The sequence below is a fragment of the Amycolatopsis sp. NPDC047767 genome (assembly GCF_040704195.1).
GTDB lineage: Bacteria > Actinomycetota > Actinomycetes > Mycobacteriales > Pseudonocardiaceae > Amycolatopsis.
The window spans coordinates 255,451-270,769 of record NZ_JBEYSJ010000008.1; the positions used below are offsets into that span (position 1 = coordinate 255,451).

Here is a 15,319-nt window from a genome sequence, read left to right on the forward strand (position 1 = left end):
TAATCCCTTCATCCAATCATCCTATGTATGCGATAGTAGCTGACGTGTCCGTCGATTCCTGGGATCCCACCCCGCACCCCGCCTCCTACTCCGACCGCCTCGAGCTCGAACTCGAAGGCGGCATCGAAGACGAGGAGTCCGGCGGCGTGCGCCGGCCCGGGGTGATCGCGGGCGGCGTGCTGCTCGCCGTCGCGGTGGTGCTGACGGCGCTGAACCTGCGCCCGGCCATCACGAGCGTCGGCCCGCTGCTCGCGGAGATGCGTGGCAGCCTCGGCGCGTCGGCGATCTGGGCGAGTGTGCTGACGACGTTGCCCGGCCTGTGTTTCGCCGGCGCGGGAATGGCCGCGCCGCTGCTTTCCCGCCGGTTCGGCATCGGCTCCGCGATCGGGTTCGCCCTGGCGGTGCTCACGGCCGGGCTGGTGCTGCGCGTCGTCGACGGTCAGCTCGTGGTCCTCGGCGGCACCCTCGTCGCGACGGCGGGCATCGCGCTCATCAACGTCCTCATCCCCGTGGTGATCAAGGATTCCTTCCCGACGCGCGTCGGCATGATGACCGGCGTCTACACGGCCGCGCTGCAAGGCGGCGGCGCCGCGGGGTCCGCCGCGAGCCCGCCCCTGGAGACGGCGTTCGGCGGCTGGCGCCTGTCGCTCGGTTCGTGGGCGGTGCTGGGCGCGCTCGCGCTGGCCGTGTGGCTCTTCGCCGCGCGCGGCACCGGCCGCGCCGCAAAACCGGCCGCCAGCGCCGCCGGCGGGCGCTCCCTCCTGCGCAGCCCGCTCGCCTGGATCGTCACGATCTTCTTCGGCCTGCAGTCCTTCATCGCCTACGTGGTCATGGGCTGGCTTCCGCAGGTCTTCATCGACTCGGGCGTCAGCAAGGGCGACGCCGGCCTGCTGCTGGGCCTGATCTCCGTGATCGCCGTGCCGATCAGCCTCGTCATCCCGCCCATCGCGGCCCGCCAGGGCAGCCAGAGCTGGTGGATCTTCGGCATGGGTGTGTGCGGCGTGGCCGGCATGCTCGGCCTGCTCGTGGCCCCGGCCTTCTCGCCGCTGCTGTGGAGCGTGCTGATCGGCATCGGCATGAGCGTTTTCTCGCTCGCCCTCACCGTCATCGCCCTGCGCGCCCGCACCGGCGCCGACACCGCGCGCCTGTCCGGCATGGCCCAGGGCTACGGCTACCTGCTCGCCGCGGTGGGCCCCTTCGTCTTCGGCCTCCTCCACGACGCCACGGGCGGCTGGACCGTCTCGCTCATCGTCCTCATCGCCGTGACCTGCGCGCAGATGTCCGTCGGCTTCCTCGCCGGACGGCCGCGCTTCGTCTGAGCCGACGACGAAAAAGGGCCTCCCCACGCGGGGAGGCCCTTTTCTCGCCGGAACCTCAGTCCAGCGGCAGGTTCAGCAGCGCGTTCTCGATCAGCTCCGGCATCGCCGGGTGGATCCAGTACTGGCCGCGCGCCATGCTGCGGGCGTCGAGGCCGAAGCTCATGGCCTGGATGAGCGGCTGGATGACCGACGAGGCCTGCGGGCCGATGATGTGGGCGCCGAGCAGCTGGCCCGTGGCGGGGTCGGCGAGCAGCTTCGCGAAGCCCGTCGTGTCCTCCATGGCCCAGCCGTAGGCGATGCCGGCGTAGTCCTGTTTGGACACGACGTAGGACACGCCGCGGGCGCGCGCGTCCTGTTCGGTCAGGCCCACCGAGGCGATCTGCGGCGAGCTGAAGATCGCGTGCGGCACGAAGCGGTGGTCGGCCTTGATGCGGTCGTCCGGGTGCAGCAGGTTGTGTTGCACCACACGGCTTTCGTGGTTCGCGACGTGCTTCAGCTCATACGGCGACGACATGTCCCCGAGCGCGTAGATGCCCGGCACCACCGTCTCCTGGTGGTCGTCCACGATCACGTGGCCGCTGGCCTTCGTGGTGACGCCGGTGGCGGCGACGTCGAGCACGTCGGAGTTCGGCGTGCGGCCGATGGCGACCAGGATGAGGTCGGTCTCCACCGTCTCGGCGCCGTGCGGGCCTTCGAGTTCCAGCACCGCACCCGTGGCTTCGCGGTGCGCGCGCAGGATCTTGCGGTCCCGGCGCAGGTCGAAGCGCTCCGCGGCCAGCTCGGTGAAGCGGGCGCTCACATCCTCGTCCTCGCCGCGCACCATCGCGCCCGAGCGCAGGACCACGGTCACGTCCACGCCGAACGACGCGAACACGTGCGCGAACTCCGCCGCGATGTAACCGCCGCCGAGGATGGTGATCCGGCGGGGCAGGGCGTCGAGCCGCATGATCGTGTCGGAGGTGTAGTAGCCGGTCTCCGCGAGGCCAGGGACGTCCGGCACGACCGGGCGCCCGCCCGCGGCGAGCACGAAACGGTCGGCCGTCAGGACCTCGTCGGGCCGCCCGTCGGTGAAGCTGACGCGCAGCTCCTTCATGCCGGTGAAGCGGCCTTCGCCCTGGTAGACGTCGACGTTCTTGTTGTCCTCGTGGTTCTTCCGGTACTCCGCGCCGCCCGCGGCGATCGGGTCGATGCGCCCGAAGACGCGGTCGCGGATCTCGGGCCAGCGCACGCCCTTGAGCTCCTCGTCCACGCCGAAGCGGGAGCTGTGGGAAGGCGTCGCGGCCACGTCGGCGGCGTAGACGAACATCTTGGTCGGGATACAGCCCACGTTGAGGCAGGTGCCGCCGAACGTCCCCTTTTCGACGATCGCCGTCTTCAGGTCGGCGAAGCGCGGGTCGAGGATCGAGTTCCCCGATCCGGTCCCGACGATCACCAGGTCGTAGTGCGGCACAGTCTTCCTCCGAAAGCCGTAGAACGGGCGTTCCCAGCCTAGTCAACTGCGCGGCTGCACCGGGTGTTCCCGTGATCAGTGGCCGGTGGCTGTGAAGTGCATCCGGTCGACCGGCGAGGTCCACGCGCCGCCCCAGCTCCAGCCGACGGCGGCGAAGGCGCGCACGACCGGTCCACCCGCGACGACCATCCCGGGCCGAACGCGCGAGCGGTCCAGGTACGCCGACGCCAGTTCCGGCAGCACCAGCGGTCCCTTCGTGTACGGGTTGCAGAACGGGTTCACGTCCACGGCCAGCCCGTACGCGTGGGCGGACCAGTTCGTCTCGCCGCGGACCGGACGGCAGACGAAGGCGCTCGTGTCGTTGCCGTCGCCGGTGGGCGGGGCGTCGAGCTCCTCGGGGCTGGTGACGCGCATCTCCTCGAGGGGGAACCGTTGCGCGAAGAGCCTGCCGAACGCCGTGACGACGGCCTGCGCACCGGTGCGGTTCACGAGCAGCTCGCCGGTGTGGGTGCGGCCGTCGAAGCCCCAGAAGGAGAGCGTGACGTACCGCAGGTCCGTCGACTTCACCGGGCACGCGGCCTGCCAGGTGCTGCGCGCGAGCACAGCGGCGGGGACGGGGACGATCTTCGACGTGTAGGTCGTGCCCGCCGGCGGCGGCAGGAAGTCGCGCGTCGGCAGGGCGCGGTTCACCAGTTCGGGTGGAGTCGGGAGGATTTCGCCGAAGCCGTCGGGACGGAGGGGGAGCGGGTGTGCACCCACCTGCCAGGTGACGGGCGGCGGGGTCGTCGCTGTCCGGGTTGTCGGGAGTGGGGCGCTCGTCCGGCTCGTCGCGCTCGGTGACCGCGGTCCGGGTGGGACCGAGGGCGCCGGCGTGCTGCAGCCGACCAGCAGGAACGTGATCAGGGTGCCGACCGCGGCCGTCGCTCTCCGTCGCATGGAACCAGCCAATCAAACGCGCTCCGTAAGCGCTGAGTCCACCCGTTCCAGTGACACCATTTCGGGCCTGCTCCGTTTAGGGTAATCGCGGCTGCTCGTTCACGCGCCGCGATCCCGCTGCTCGCTCTCGCCGAATGCCCTGCCGAACGCCTTGGTCGAATGCCTTGGCCGAAATGCTCTGCCGAAGGGGAATCCCATGCCCGCCAAGTTCCGCCGTCCGCTCCTTCTCGCGGCCGGGGCCCTGCTCGTGACCGCGGTGACGGTGCCGATCGCGGTCAGCACGGCGTCGGCACAGGACGCTCCGACGCCGCCTTCCGGCGCGCAGCCGCGGATCGTCGGCGGTGACGAGGCCACGCTGTCCGACCACCCGTACGCGGTGTACCTCGCCGACCAGAACGGGAACCAGTTCTGCGGCGCCGTGATCGTGAGCTCCACGGCCGTCGCGACGGCGGCGCACTGCGCCGCGGCGTTGCCCAGCAACAACGTTCGCGTGGTCGCGGGCCGCCAGGACAAGCGCACGAACGACGGCGTGGTGTTCACCGTGTCGCGCGAGTGGGTCGACCCGGACTTCTCCGACCCGACGAAGGGCGCCGACGTCGCGGTGCTCAGCGTGCGCGGCCAGCTGCCCTACCGGCCGGCGAAGATCGCGTCGGCGAGCGACCGCGCGGAGTACGCCGAAGGCACCCAGGCGACCGTCCTCGGCTGGGGCCGTGTCGCCGACGGCGGCGACCGTTCCGACTACCTGCGCAGCGCCGTCGTGCCGCTGGTCAGCGATTCCACGTGCAAGACGGCCTACGACACGTACGACCCGTCGAGCATGGTCTGCGCCGGCTACCCGGACGGCGGCATCGACGCCTGCCAGGGCGACTCCGGCGGCCCCCTCGTGGTCGGCGACACCCTCATCGGCATCGTCTCCTTCGGCGACGGCTGCGCGAAGGCCGGCAAGCCCGGTGTGTACACGCGCGTGGCGACGTACGCCGACGACATCGCCGCGCAGTCGCAGGCGCGGATCCTCGGCTGAGCTCTGCCGTCCCCGCGGCGGGTCCGCGGCTGAGCTATGTTAAGCAGGGGTCGTGACGACCCCGCACCACGCGACCGGCCCCGACCTCACCGCCGCCCAGCTCTACGCGATCCTCCGCCTGCGCGCCGACGTGTTCGTCGTCGAGCAGGAGTGCGCCTACGGCGACGTCGACGGGCGTGACCTCCTGCCCACGACGCGCCACCTGTGGTTCGAGACCGCGGACGGCATCACGTCGTACCTGCGCGTCCTCGCCGACCCGGGCGGCGTCTCCCGCATCGGCCGCGTCGTCACGGCCGCTTCAGCCCGCGGCCAGGGCCTCGCCGCGTCCTTGATGGACGCCGCTCTGGCCGGCGCGACCAACGAGTTCGTCCTCGACGCGCAGACGTACGCCCAAGCCCTCTACGCCCGCTTCGGTTTCGTGCCCGAAGGCGACGAGTTCCTCGACGACGGCATCCCGCACATCACCATGCGCCGCGTCGCCAAGGACCCCGCCGAAGGCGCGGCGAACTAGGAAGCCGCGCCTCGGGGGGCCGTTGCGGTGATGACCTTCACGGCGCGGTCCACGTCCGCCTCGGTGAGGTCGGCGCGGGCGGTGAGGCGCAGGCGCGAGATGCCGTCCGGCACGGACGGCGGGCGGAAGCAGCCGACCCGGATGCCCTGGTCGGCGCAGGACTCGGCCCACGTGACGGCGGCCTCGGCGGAGGGGGCCTGCACCGAGATCACGGCGGCGTCGGGAAGGCTGGCGCGCAGGCCGGCGGCCTTGAGCTGCATGGCGATGTTGCCCGCGTTGTCCGTCACCTTCGTGGGCAGCGCAGGGTCGGCCTTCAGCACGTTCAAAGCCGTCAGGGCGGCGGCGACGCTGGCGGGCGCGAGCGCGGTGTCGAAGATGAAACTCCGCGCCGTGTCCACCAGGTGCTTGATCACGCGCCGCGGGCCGACGACGGCGCCGCCCTGAGCGCCGAGCGACTTGGACAGCGTCAGCGTGGTCACGACGTCCGGCGAGGCGGACAGCCCGGCCGCGTGGACGGCGCCGCGGCCGCCTTCGCCGAGAACGCCGAAGCCGTGGGCGTCGTCGACGAGCAGGGCGGCACCGGCGCCGCGGCAGATTTCCGCGAGCTCGCCCAGCGGGGCGAGGTCGCCGTCGACGGAGAACACCGAGTCCGTGACCACCAGGGCACGCGGCTTGCGGCGCGTGGACAGCGCGTGCTGGATCGCCGACGGCGTCGCGTGGGCCACGGCCGCCACGTCGGCGCGCGACAGGCGGCAGCCTTCGATGAGCGACGCGTGGATGTACTTGTCCGTGACGATCGCCGACTCCGCGCCGGACAACGCCGTCACCGCGCCGAGGTTCGCCGCAAAGCCCGAGGAGAACACCAGCGCCGCCTGGGCGCCGCAGAAGCGCGCGAGTTCGAGCTCCAGCTCGGCGTGCAGCTCGGTCGACCCCGTGACGAGCCGGGAGCCCGTGGCGCCCGCGCCCCAGCGCATGGCGGCGGCCGCGGCGGCGCCGACAACGCGCTTGTCGCGCGCCAGGCCGAGGTAGTCGTTGCCGGCCAGGTCGAGCTCGTCCGCCTGCGCGGGCCGCGCCCGCAGCCGCCGCACCAGACCCGCATCCGCGCGCTTCTCGGCCTCGGTGTCGAGCCAGTCGAAGACGTTCTCGGGCGGCAGCTGCGGGATGGCGTTCACGTCCCGCAGTGTCCCACCCGCGTCACGCGCGGAACCGTGGGCCCTGCCACACAAAAGAAAAAGCCCCGCACGAAGGCGGGGCTTTTCCTCGATTCGGAACTCAGCTGTCGTAACCACGGCGCTGCGGACGACCCGGGCGCTGCGGGCGACCCGAACCGTTGCCGGACCGGCCACGACCGCCGTAGCTCGGGCGGCCTTCGCGCGAACCGTAACCACCGCGGTCGCGGTTCTCGCCGTAGCTGCGCTCACCGCGCTCGCGGCCACCGCCGAAGCCCCGGCCACCGCTGCGGCGCGGCGACTCGCGGCGACGCTCGATCACCGGCTCGCCGCTCGGCTCCTGCGCACCCGTGATGCGCGAGAGCTCCGCGTCGCCCGGGCGGACGACCGTGGTCTCGGCGCGCACGCCGGCCCGGTCGGTCATCCGGCGGACGGTGCGGCGCTGGTCGTGCGTCACCAGCGTGACGACGACACCCGACGCACCGGCGCGCGCCGTGCGGCCCGCGCGGTGCAGGTAGTCCTTGTGGTCCGCGGCCGGGTCCACGTGCAGCACCAGGGAGATGTCGTCCACGTGGATGCCGCGCGCGGCGACGTCCGTGGCGACCAGCACCGGGGTGTGGCCTTCCTTGAAGTCGGCCAGCACGCGGTTGCGCTGCCCCTGGGTCTTGCCACCGTGCAGCGCCGCCGCGTGCACACCCTGCTCACGCAGCCGCTCGGTGAGGCGGTCGACGTGGTGCTTGGTGCGCACGAACATGATCGTGCGGCCCTCGCGGGCACCGATCTGCGTGATGATGTCCTGCTTGTCCTGGTGCGAAACCTGGAGCACGTGGTGGTCCATGGTGTCGACGCTCGCGGTCGACGGCGCGACCGAGTGCGTGACCGGGTCGGTCAGGTACTGCTGCACCAGCTTGTTCACGTCGCCGTCGAGGGTCGCCGAGAACAGCAGCCGCTGGCCGCGCGCCGGGGTGAGGTCGAGGATCTCCCGTACCTGCGGCATGAAGCCCATGTCGGCCATCTGGTCGGCCTCGTCGAGCGCGATGAAGTTGCAGTCGCTCAGCGAAGCGGTGCCCTGCCGGACGTGGTCCGACAGCCGGCCCGGGGTGGCGATGAGCAGGTCGACGCCACGCGAGAGCGCGTCGGCCTGACGGGTGAAGGCCATGCCGCCCACGGCCGTGCGGCACCACAGGCCGAGCGACTTGGCGAGCGGGGTCAGCGAGTCGGCCACCTGCATGGCCAGCTCACGGGTCGGCACCAGCACGAGCGCGCGGGGGCGCTTCGGGCGGGCCTTGCCGCCGTTGAGCCGGGCCAGGATGGCCAGGCCGAACGCCAGCGTCTTGCCCGAACCGGTCTGGGCGCGGCCCAGCACGTCGCGGCCCGCGAGGGCGTCGGGGATCGTGGCGGACTGGATCGGGAACGGCGAGTTGATGCCGGCCTCGGCCAGCGCGCGCAGCAGCTCGTCGGGCAGGCCGAGCTCCGCGAAGGTCTTCGTGGCCACCGTCTCGACGGCGTCGTCGCGGAGGAAGTCCCCACGCGCGGGGCGCTGCCGCGGCTTGCGGTCGGTACGGTCACCGCGGCCCGGCCCCGAGTGGGACGACGCTGCGGAATGGCCGGAGTTGAACGTGACTGTCACTTATGCCTCTCGGACGTGGCACGTCGCAAGGAGGCCCGGGCTGCCCGCTCGCAGGCAGGGCAAGATGGTGTGCAATGGGCGTTCACAGGGACGGACCCGGCGCGCTCAGGAGTTCCCACCATCGAGCGCCGATGGAAATGCTTCGGATTTCACCGCGAGCCCGTCAGTGGGCTTTGGAGGCGACGGACACCAACTCATCCACGCCGCCGGTTGCGGTCTGTGTTCACTGTACCGGAGTCAGGGCTTCTGCTTCACACCCAGGTGTCCGGTTGTGGGCGGCGTCGCAGTTGTGGTCTGGGCCACGTTCGAGAACGCGGCCGAACGGCCGAGCGACGCGACGCCACCCACCGTACCGGCGGCCGTTCAGCCGAGGCCGGCGGCGTAGGCCAGGTCCGCCACGAGGTCCTCGGCGTTCGTCACGCGTTCCGGCAGGCCACGGGCCTGGAACCAGCCCGCGAGGTTGCGCACGTCGCGCTCCAGGAACTCCCGGCCACGCGGGTTCGCGACGAGGTCGACGACCTGCGGGAGGTCGATCACCATCAGGTGCCCTTCGTGCACCAGGAGGTTGTACGCGGACAGGTCGCCGTGCCCGAGCCCTTGCGTGGCGAGCAGTTCCAGTGCCGACACCGCCTGGTCCCACAGTTCGGTCAGCTCGTCGGGCTCCGGGCGCAGCTGCGCGAGCCGGGGCGCGGCCGTGCCGTCGGGCTCGCCGAGGAACTCGAGCAGCAGCTCGGTCCCGTGGCGCTGCACGGGATAGGGCACGGGTGCCCCGATCGTCCACAAGCGACTCAGCGCGGCGAACTCCGCGACCGCCCACTGCTCGGCGATCAGGTTGCGCCCGAAGGAGGTGCGGCCCGCCATGGCCCGCATCTCGCGGGAGCGCCGCATGCGCCGGCCTTCGAGGTATCCGGCGTCACGGTGGAACAGGCGGTGCTCGTCGCTGCGGTAGCGCTTGGCGGCCAGGAGCACGCCGTCCGTGCCGGGCAGGGTGCGGCGCAGGAGGTGGACGTCGGCCTCCTTGCCGGTTTTGAGCACTCCCAGGTCGGTGTCGACGGCCGCGAGCTCCGTGATCACCCAGTCGGGCCTCGGGTGCGGGCCTTGGTCGGCGTCGTCCCAGGTGGTCCAGCGGTCGGCGCCGTCCGGGAGGTCGGTTTCGGTGTAGGCGTCGTCGCGCGCCTGGGCGAGGCGGACGCGCTCGCCCTCGGTGAGCCGGCCCCGGCGGGTCGGCTCGGGTTCGTCGCGGAAGCGCCGCCCACGACGGGGACGCTCGAAATCGGACGCGTGAAGGTCTTCGTAGTCGTGCTCGCGCACTGGTGGGTTCTCCTCGATCGGGGTGCCCCACCGGGCGAGCGCGCAGGCTCTAGCCGAGAGGGGCGGACGGAAGTGGGCAGGTCAGCGCCCGGACAATCGCCATGACGCACCTCCTTCGCTTCCGTCGGCCACCGGCACCCCGCCGGTTCGCCCGCAGCATGCCGGGCCGTCCGGGGGTCGCGCAACCGAATTACCGCCCCCTAGCCTCGGGCGCATGAACGGTGGCGGGAAGTACGACGCGGTGATCGTGGGCGGCGGTCACAACGGCCTGGTCGCGGCGGCCTACCTGGCCCGGGCCGGGTGCTCGGTGCTGGTGCTGGAACGACGCGGCGAGATCGGGGGAGCGGCGGTGTCGTTCCGCGCGTTCGACGGCGTCGACGTGCGCCTGTCGCGCTACTCCTACCTGGTGAGCCTGCTGCCGCGGAAGATCGCGGCCGACCTCGGGCTCGACGTCGAGCTGCGCCGGCGCCGGATGTCGTCCTACACGCCGTCCGGCGACACCGGTCTCCTTGTCGACACGGGGGACGACGCGCGCACCGCGGCGGCCTTCCGCGCCGTCACCGGGTCCACAAAGGACTTCGACGCGTGGCGCGAGTTCTACGCGCTGGCGGGGCGCGTGGCGGCGGCGACGTTCGACACGCTCACCGAACCGTTGCCGACCCGGGACGACCTCAAAGCCCGCATCGGCGACGTCGAAGCTTGGGCCACGTTGTTCGAACGGCCGATCGCCGAGACGCTCACCGGGCTGTTCGACGACGACACCGTGCGCGGCGTGGTGCTCACCGACGCGCTCATCGGCACCTTCGCCGGTGCCGGCGACGAGGACCTGCGGCAGAACCGCTGCCTGCTCTACCACCTGATCGGCAACGGCACCGGCGACTGGGACGTGCCCGTGGGCGGGATGGGCGCGGTCACCGGCGCGCTCGCCGACGCCGCCCGCGGCGCCGGGGCCACGCTCGTCACCGGCGCCGAGGTGCGGTCGGTCTCGCCCGACGGCGAGGTCCGCTACACGCTCGACGGCACCGAGCGCGTGGCCGTCGGCTCTCACGTGCTCGCCAACGTCGCCCCCGACACGCTCGCGCGGCTGCTCGGCGAGGCGGCGCCCGGTCCGCGCCCGGAAGGCGCGCAGCTCAAGGTGAACATGGTCCTGTCGCGGCTGCCCCGCCTGCGCGACGCCGCCGTGGACCCGCGCGACGCGTTCGGCGGCACCTTCCACGTCAACGAGACCTACTCGCAGCTCGAAACCGCGTACGCCGAGGCCGCGGCGGGCAAGATCCCGGCGCTGCCGCCGTGCGAGATCTACTGCCACTCGCTCACCGATCCGTCGATCCTCGGCCCGGCCGAGCGCGCGGCGGGCGTGCAGACGCTGACGTTGTTCGGCCTGCACATGCCGGCGCGGCTGTTCGAGGCCGACAACGAGCGGGCGCGGGCCGAGGCGTTGCGCGCCACGATCGCGTCGCTGGACAGCGTGCTCGCCGAGCCGATCGAGAGCTGCCTGCTACGCGACGCGGCCGGCAACCCGTGCGTGGAGGCGAAGACGCCGCTGGACCTGGAGGCCGAGCTCGGCCTGCCGCGCGGGCACATCTTCCACCGCGACCTGTCCTGGCCCTACGCCGAAGATCCGGCCGACGCCGGGAAGTGGGGCGTCGAGACCGCGCACGCGCGCGTGCTGCTGTGTGGCGCCGGCGCCGTTCGCGGAGGTGGCGTGAGCGGGATCCCCGGGCACAACGCGGCGATGGCGGTGCTCGCTCGACGGCGCGGCGAAGTGCGGGCAGGGTGAAGGCATGCGCGTGATCGTGATCGGCGGCGGGATCGCCGGAGCAGCCACGGCCTACCACCTCGCGGGCAGCGGGGCCGACGTCGTCGTGGTGGACGCGGGGCTGCCCGGCGTCGCGACGGAGGCCGGCGCCGGGATCGTGAGCCCCTGGACCTCGCGGTGGGACAACGCGATCTACCCGCTCGCGGCCGCCGCCGGGGCGTACTACCCGGAGCTGGCCGCGGCGTTGCGCGAGCAGGGGCACGACTCGTCGTTCGAGGTCGTCGGCGGGATGGTCGTCTCGGCGGACCCGGCCGAGCTCGACGAGGCCCACGCGCGGCTGGTCGAGCGGGTCGCGGGCGCCCCCGAGGCGGGCGAGGTGCGCCGGCTGGACCCGGCGCAGGCGCGCGAGGTCTTCCCGCCGCTGGCGCCCGAGCTGTCCGCCGTGCACCTGTCCGGCGCGGGCCGCGTCGACGGCCGGGTGATGCGGGCGGCGCTCGTGGCCGCGGCGGAGCAGCGGGGCGCGCGGTTCGTGTCGGCGGAGGCAACGCTGCTGTCCGGTTCCCGCGTGCGCGCCGGCGACGAGGAACTGACCGGCGACGCCGTGGTGCTCGCTGCGGGCGCGTGGTCGGCGGCGCTGGCCGAGCCGCTCGGCATCGTGGTGCCGGTGGCGCCGCAACGCGGGCAGATCAGCCACTTCGACGTGCCGGACACGGACACGTCCGCGTGGCCCGTGGTGCTGCCGCGGTCGAGCCACTACCTGCTGTCGTTCGCGGGCGGCCGTGTCGTGGCGGGCGCGACGCGCGAGACGGACTCCGGCTTCGACTACCGGGTCACGGCCGCCGGCCAGCGCGAGGTGCTGGACCAGGCGCTGGCCGTCGCGCCGGGCCTGGCCGACGCGACGCTCGCCGAGACCCGCGTCGGCTTCCGTCCTGCGACGCCGGACACGCTGCCGTTGCTGGGCCAGGCCGCGCCCGGGTTGTTCCTGGCCACCGGCTTCGGGCCGGCCGGGCTCACGCTGGCGCCGTACGCGGGCAAGCTCATCGCCGCGCTCGTGCTCGGCGAAGACTTGCCGGCGGATCTGCTGACGGCGTGCTCGCCCTCACGGTTCGGCTGACGGCTCAGTCGTCGGTGAGCAGTTCCAAGGCGTGCTCGCCGGTGCGCTCCACCGTGAGGCCCGCCTTGGTGATCACCTTGACCAGCTCGTCCACAGTGGACGGTTCGGTGCGCGAGGTCGCGAGCACCGCGGCGAGCCGGCCCTTGTAGGCCTTGTTGAAGTGGCTCACGGTCGTGCGGTTGCCGGCGGCGTCCTCCGTGACCACGCGCACCGTCACCGCGCCGGGCCGCAGCTTCGCGAACGCCGAGTACGTGCCCGAGCGCAGGTCGACGATGAGCCCCTCGATGTCCTGCAGCACCGGCTCCAGCGCGGGCTTCCACAGGCTGCGCACGGTGCCGAGCGCGGGCACGCTGTTGCCGCCCGAGAGGCGGTACGCGGGGATCGGGTCGGTGGCCGAGACCACCCCGAACAGCGAAGACGTGACGGCCAGGCGGCGGTGGGCCTTCTCCAGGCCGGCGCGGGTGAAGCTGCCGATGTCGAGGGCGTCGTAGAGCACGCCGGTGTAGCGGCGCAGCGCCGGCAGCGTCGGCGAGGTCCACAGGCTCCCGTTGCGCGCGACCTCGTGGCTCTGGCGCTCGGAGATGCCGAGCGCGGCGAGGCTCGCGGGCACGTCTTGGGCGAGCTCGACGAGCGCGTCGGCGAGCTTGGCCCGCACGGGGTTGAGCTCGGGGAACGACAGCGTCTCGAGGTCGAGCGGCGCGCCCTTGCCGCCGTCGGCCTTCGTCTCGGAAGGAGGGAGGAGCACCAGCACACGACGAGGGTAATCGGGGTGCGCCGCCGTTCAGCGCCCGCCTACGCTGACGTCATGGAGCTCACCTGGCGCCCGCTCGCCCTCGGCGATGCGGAGCAGCTCGCGACCGTGTTCGCGGCCGCCGAGGAGGTGGACCGCACCGGCGAGCACTACACCGCCGCCGACCTGCGCGAGGAGATGCAGGGACCCGACCTCGACCTCGCGCTCGCCAGCACCGGTGGCTGGGCCGGCGACCGCCTGGTGAGCTACGCGGCCATCCGCCGCCGCGACGCCGCCGACCCGGTGCACATGCCGCGCGTCGAAGCGATGACGCATCCCGAGTTCCGCACGCCCGACGTCGCCGCGCACCTCACCACGTGGTTCCTCGACGCCGGCAAACGCGTGCACGAGCGCGCCTTCCCCGACGCGCCGCTGGAGCTGCACGCCGGGGCGCACGAGAACGAGCACTGGTACCTCGACGCGCTGGCCCGGGCCGGGTTCCGGCGCGCGCGGTCGTTCGTCGAGATGCGCGCCGACCTGAGCGCGTTGCCGCCCGCGCGGCCGCTGTCGGCCGACTACGAGGTGGTCGCGTTCGACGAGCGCTACGACGACCTCACCCGCGTGGCCCGCAACGCGACCTTCTCCGGCCACTGGGGCAGCGCCGAGCTGTCACCCGAAGCCTGGCGCCACCGCATCACGGGCGCGAAGGACTTCCGCGGGGACCTGTCGTTCCTGCTCCTGACCCCGGCGCACGACGCGGTGGTCGGGTTCGTGCTCAGCGCGTTCCACCCGTCGGACTACGCGGGCACCGGCGTGAAGGAGCTGTACGTGGACTACGTCGGCACCCTGTCGGAGCTGCGCGGCCGCGGTGTGGCGACGGCGCTGCTCGGTCACACGCTGGCCCACGCCCGCGACGCCGGGTTCGAGCGCTCGGCCCTGTCCGTGGACACCGACAACGCCCACAGCGCCGTCGGCATCTACGAGCGCTGCGGCTACGAGGTCGCCGACACCTACTACGGCTACGTGCTGCCGATCTGAAGTGTTGATCGACAGCCTCACTCAACCCGGTTCAGCAGCGGTTCCCCGGCCACGAAACGGCGCAGCTGCTCGGCCACGAGTTTCTTGGCCCGCGGGTAGAACGACGCCGAACCGCCGGCGACGTGCGGCGTGATCACCACGCCCGGCACCCTCCACAGTGGATGGTCGGCCGGCAGCGGCTCGGGGTCCACGACGTCGAGGGCGGCCCGCAGCCGGCCGGTGGTCGTCTCGGCCAGCAGCGCGGCGGTGTCGATCGCGGAGCCGCGCCCCACGTTCACGACGAGCGCGCCCTCGGGCAGCAACGCCAGCTCACGGGCACTCATCAGCCCCTTCGTGGCCGCGGTTTCGGGCAGGATCAAGACCACGATGTCGGCCGACGGCAGCAGCCCGGGCAGCTCGGCGATCCCGTGTACGCCTTCGCGCGCATGGCTCGCCACCCGCGTGACCACCGCTTCGGCGGCCAGCAGCTGCCGCTCGATCGCGTGGCCGATGGAGCCGTAGCCCACGAGCAGCACGCGGCTGTCGGCGAGCGAGCGCGTGTGCTCGCGTTCCCACGACCCGGTGGCCTGCTGCGCGAACCACCGCGGCAGGTCCCGCTGGGACGCGTGGATCAGCGCGAGCGCGTGCTCGGCCACGCTGAGGTCGTGCAGGCCCCGGCCGTTGGCGAGCGCGACGCCCTCGGGTACCAGCGGCACCAGCGCTTCGACGCCGGCCGACAGCGCCTGCACCGCACGCAGCGAAGGCAGCTTCCCGATCAGCTTCGGCGGCTCGCTCCCCGCGTCGTAGGGGAGCACGTAGAACTCCACGCCGGACAGGTCGTCGCCGGGCAGGGTCACGCCGTCGTAGTACACGGCGGCCAGCCCGGTGGGCAGCTCGATGTCGGTCCAGGGCAGGAGAACTCGCGCGCTCATGCCCGCCAACCTAGTGCCGCCGGCTCAGTGCGCGCCCGCCTGCGCCACGCAGAACACGTTGCCCTCCGGATCGGCCAGCACCGTCCACTCGATGCCCGGCTGCGCGTGCCGATCCTGCTCGCTCGCACCCAGCCCGACCAGGCGTTTCACCTCCGCCTCGCGGTCGGGTGCGGAGAAGTCGATGTGCACGCGGTTCTTCACGGTGCGTGGCTCGGGGACCTGCTGGAAGGCCAGCGCGGGCCTGCCGCCGCCGGGGCGCGCGAGCATCACGAAGGGTCAGTAGTCCGCTTCGACCGCGACGCCGAGCGCCTGCGTCCAGAAGTCCGCGAGGACCCGCGGGTCCGCGCAGTCGATCGTGATCATGCCCAGTTCGAGTGCCATGCCGCCGACGCTAGCCCGGGGCACCGACAAAACGCCGAC

The 15,319-nt window shown here is 72.6% G+C and carries 13 protein-coding genes and 1 pseudogene; 6 read left to right on the forward strand and 8 right to left on the reverse strand.

Annotated features, from left to right (window positions below):
- Positions 1-44: 44 nt before the first annotated feature.
- On the forward strand, positions 45-1,319 hold the full coding sequence (locus AB0878_RS17660) for an MFS transporter (protein WP_366581008.1): 1,275 nt from the start codon (positions 45-47) through the stop codon (positions 1,317-1,319).
- Positions 1,320-1,374: 55 nt separating this feature from the next.
- Here AB0878_RS17660 and AB0878_RS17665 read toward each other — a convergent pair whose 3' ends face one another.
- Positions 1,375-2,769, reverse strand: a complete 1,395-nt coding sequence (locus AB0878_RS17665; protein WP_366581010.1) for a mycothione reductase — start codon at positions 2,767-2,769, stop codon at positions 1,375-1,377.
- Positions 2,770-2,844: 75 nt separating this feature from the next.
- Entirely contained in the window at positions 2,845-3,459 is a 615-nt protein-coding gene (locus AB0878_RS17670) for a M15 family metallopeptidase (RefSeq protein ID WP_366581012.1), read from the reverse strand.
- A gap of 442 nt (positions 3,460-3,901) precedes the next feature.
- Here AB0878_RS17670 and AB0878_RS17675 point away from each other — a divergent pair, with 442 nt between their 5' ends.
- Together AB0878_RS17675 and AB0878_RS17680 are read left to right on the forward strand one after the other, a co-directional pair.
- Positions 3,902-4,726: a serine protease gene (locus AB0878_RS17675; RefSeq protein WP_366581014.1), complete on the forward strand. Its 825-nt coding sequence runs from the start codon at positions 3,902-3,904 to the stop codon at positions 4,724-4,726.
- Positions 4,727-4,778: 52 nt separating this feature from the next.
- On the forward strand, positions 4,779-5,237 hold the full coding sequence (locus AB0878_RS17680; RefSeq protein ID WP_366581016.1) for a GNAT family N-acetyltransferase: 459 nt from the start codon (positions 4,779-4,781) through the stop codon (positions 5,235-5,237).
- Here AB0878_RS17680 and AB0878_RS17685 read toward each other — a convergent pair.
- From AB0878_RS17685 to AB0878_RS17695, 3 genes are all read right to left on the reverse strand, one after another.
- On the reverse strand, positions 5,234-6,409 hold the full coding sequence (locus AB0878_RS17685) for an 8-amino-7-oxononanoate synthase (RefSeq protein WP_366581018.1): 1,176 nt from the start codon (positions 6,407-6,409) through the stop codon (positions 5,234-5,236). The genes AB0878_RS17680 and AB0878_RS17685 overlap by 4 nt on opposite strands.
- Before the next feature lie 100 nt (positions 6,410-6,509).
- Positions 6,510-8,036, reverse strand: coding sequence for a DEAD/DEAH box helicase (locus tag AB0878_RS17690; protein WP_366581020.1), 1,527 nt, complete (start codon positions 8,034-8,036; stop codon positions 6,510-6,512).
- A gap of 363 nt (positions 8,037-8,399) precedes the next feature.
- A complete protein-coding gene (locus tag AB0878_RS17695; RefSeq protein WP_366581022.1) occupies positions 8,400-9,347 on the reverse strand; it encodes an RIO1 family regulatory kinase/ATPase in 948 nt (315 codons plus the stop codon).
- 214 nt (positions 9,348-9,561) lie between these two features.
- Here AB0878_RS17695 and AB0878_RS17700 point away from each other — a divergent pair, with 214 nt between their 5' ends.
- Positions 9,562-11,127 (forward strand): NAD(P)/FAD-dependent oxidoreductase, encoded by a 1,566-nt coding sequence (locus AB0878_RS17700; RefSeq protein WP_366581024.1) that lies wholly within the window; start codon positions 9,562-9,564, stop codon positions 11,125-11,127.
- A gap of 4 nt (positions 11,128-11,131) precedes the next feature.
- A complete protein-coding gene (locus AB0878_RS17705) occupies positions 11,132-12,220 on the forward strand; it encodes an FAD-dependent oxidoreductase (RefSeq protein WP_366581026.1) in 1,089 nt (362 codons plus the stop codon).
- Between the two features lie 4 nt (positions 12,221-12,224).
- Here AB0878_RS17705 and yaaA read toward each other — a convergent pair whose 3' ends face one another.
- Positions 12,225-12,971 carry a peroxide stress protein YaaA gene (gene yaaA / locus AB0878_RS17710; protein WP_285969417.1) on the reverse strand — a complete coding sequence of 249 codons (747 nt, stop codon included), beginning with the start codon at positions 12,969-12,971 and terminating at the stop codon, positions 12,225-12,227.
- 54 nt (positions 12,972-13,025) lie between these two features.
- Between yaaA and AB0878_RS17715 the strand changes: the two genes are divergently transcribed.
- Entirely contained in the window at positions 13,026-13,988 is a 963-nt protein-coding gene (locus tag AB0878_RS17715; RefSeq protein WP_366581028.1) for a GNAT family N-acetyltransferase, read from the forward strand.
- A 17-nt stretch (positions 13,989-14,005) separates the two neighbouring features.
- Here AB0878_RS17715 and AB0878_RS17720 read toward each other — a convergent pair whose 3' ends face one another.
- Both AB0878_RS17720 and AB0878_RS17725 read right to left on the reverse strand, forming a co-directional pair.
- Positions 14,006-14,899: a 2-hydroxyacid dehydrogenase gene (locus AB0878_RS17720; RefSeq protein WP_366581029.1), complete on the reverse strand. Its 894-nt coding sequence runs from the start codon at positions 14,897-14,899 to the stop codon at positions 14,006-14,008.
- A 24-nt stretch (positions 14,900-14,923) separates the two neighbouring features.
- Positions 14,924-15,280 (reverse strand): annotated as a pseudogene (locus tag AB0878_RS17725) (VOC family protein).
- Positions 15,281-15,319: the final 39 nt, after the last annotated feature.

Coding starts and splice junctions, on each gene's coding strand:
- AB0878_RS17675 (WP_366581014.1), top strand. CDS start 3,902: ATGCCCGCCAAGTTCCGCCGTCCGCTCCTTCTCGCGGCCGGGGCCCTG.
- AB0878_RS17705 (WP_366581026.1), top strand. CDS start 11,132: ATGCGCGTGATCGTGATCGGCGGCGGGATCGCCGGAGCAGCCACGGCC.
- AB0878_RS17700 (WP_366581024.1), top strand. CDS start 9,562: ATGAACGGTGGCGGGAAGTACGACGCGGTGATCGTGGGCGGCGGTCAC.
- AB0878_RS17720 (WP_366581029.1), bottom strand. CDS start 14,899: ATGAGCGCGCGAGTTCTCCTGCCCTGGACCGACATCGAGCTGCCCACC.
- AB0878_RS17715 (WP_366581028.1), top strand. CDS start 13,026: ATGGAGCTCACCTGGCGCCCGCTCGCCCTCGGCGATGCGGAGCAGCTC.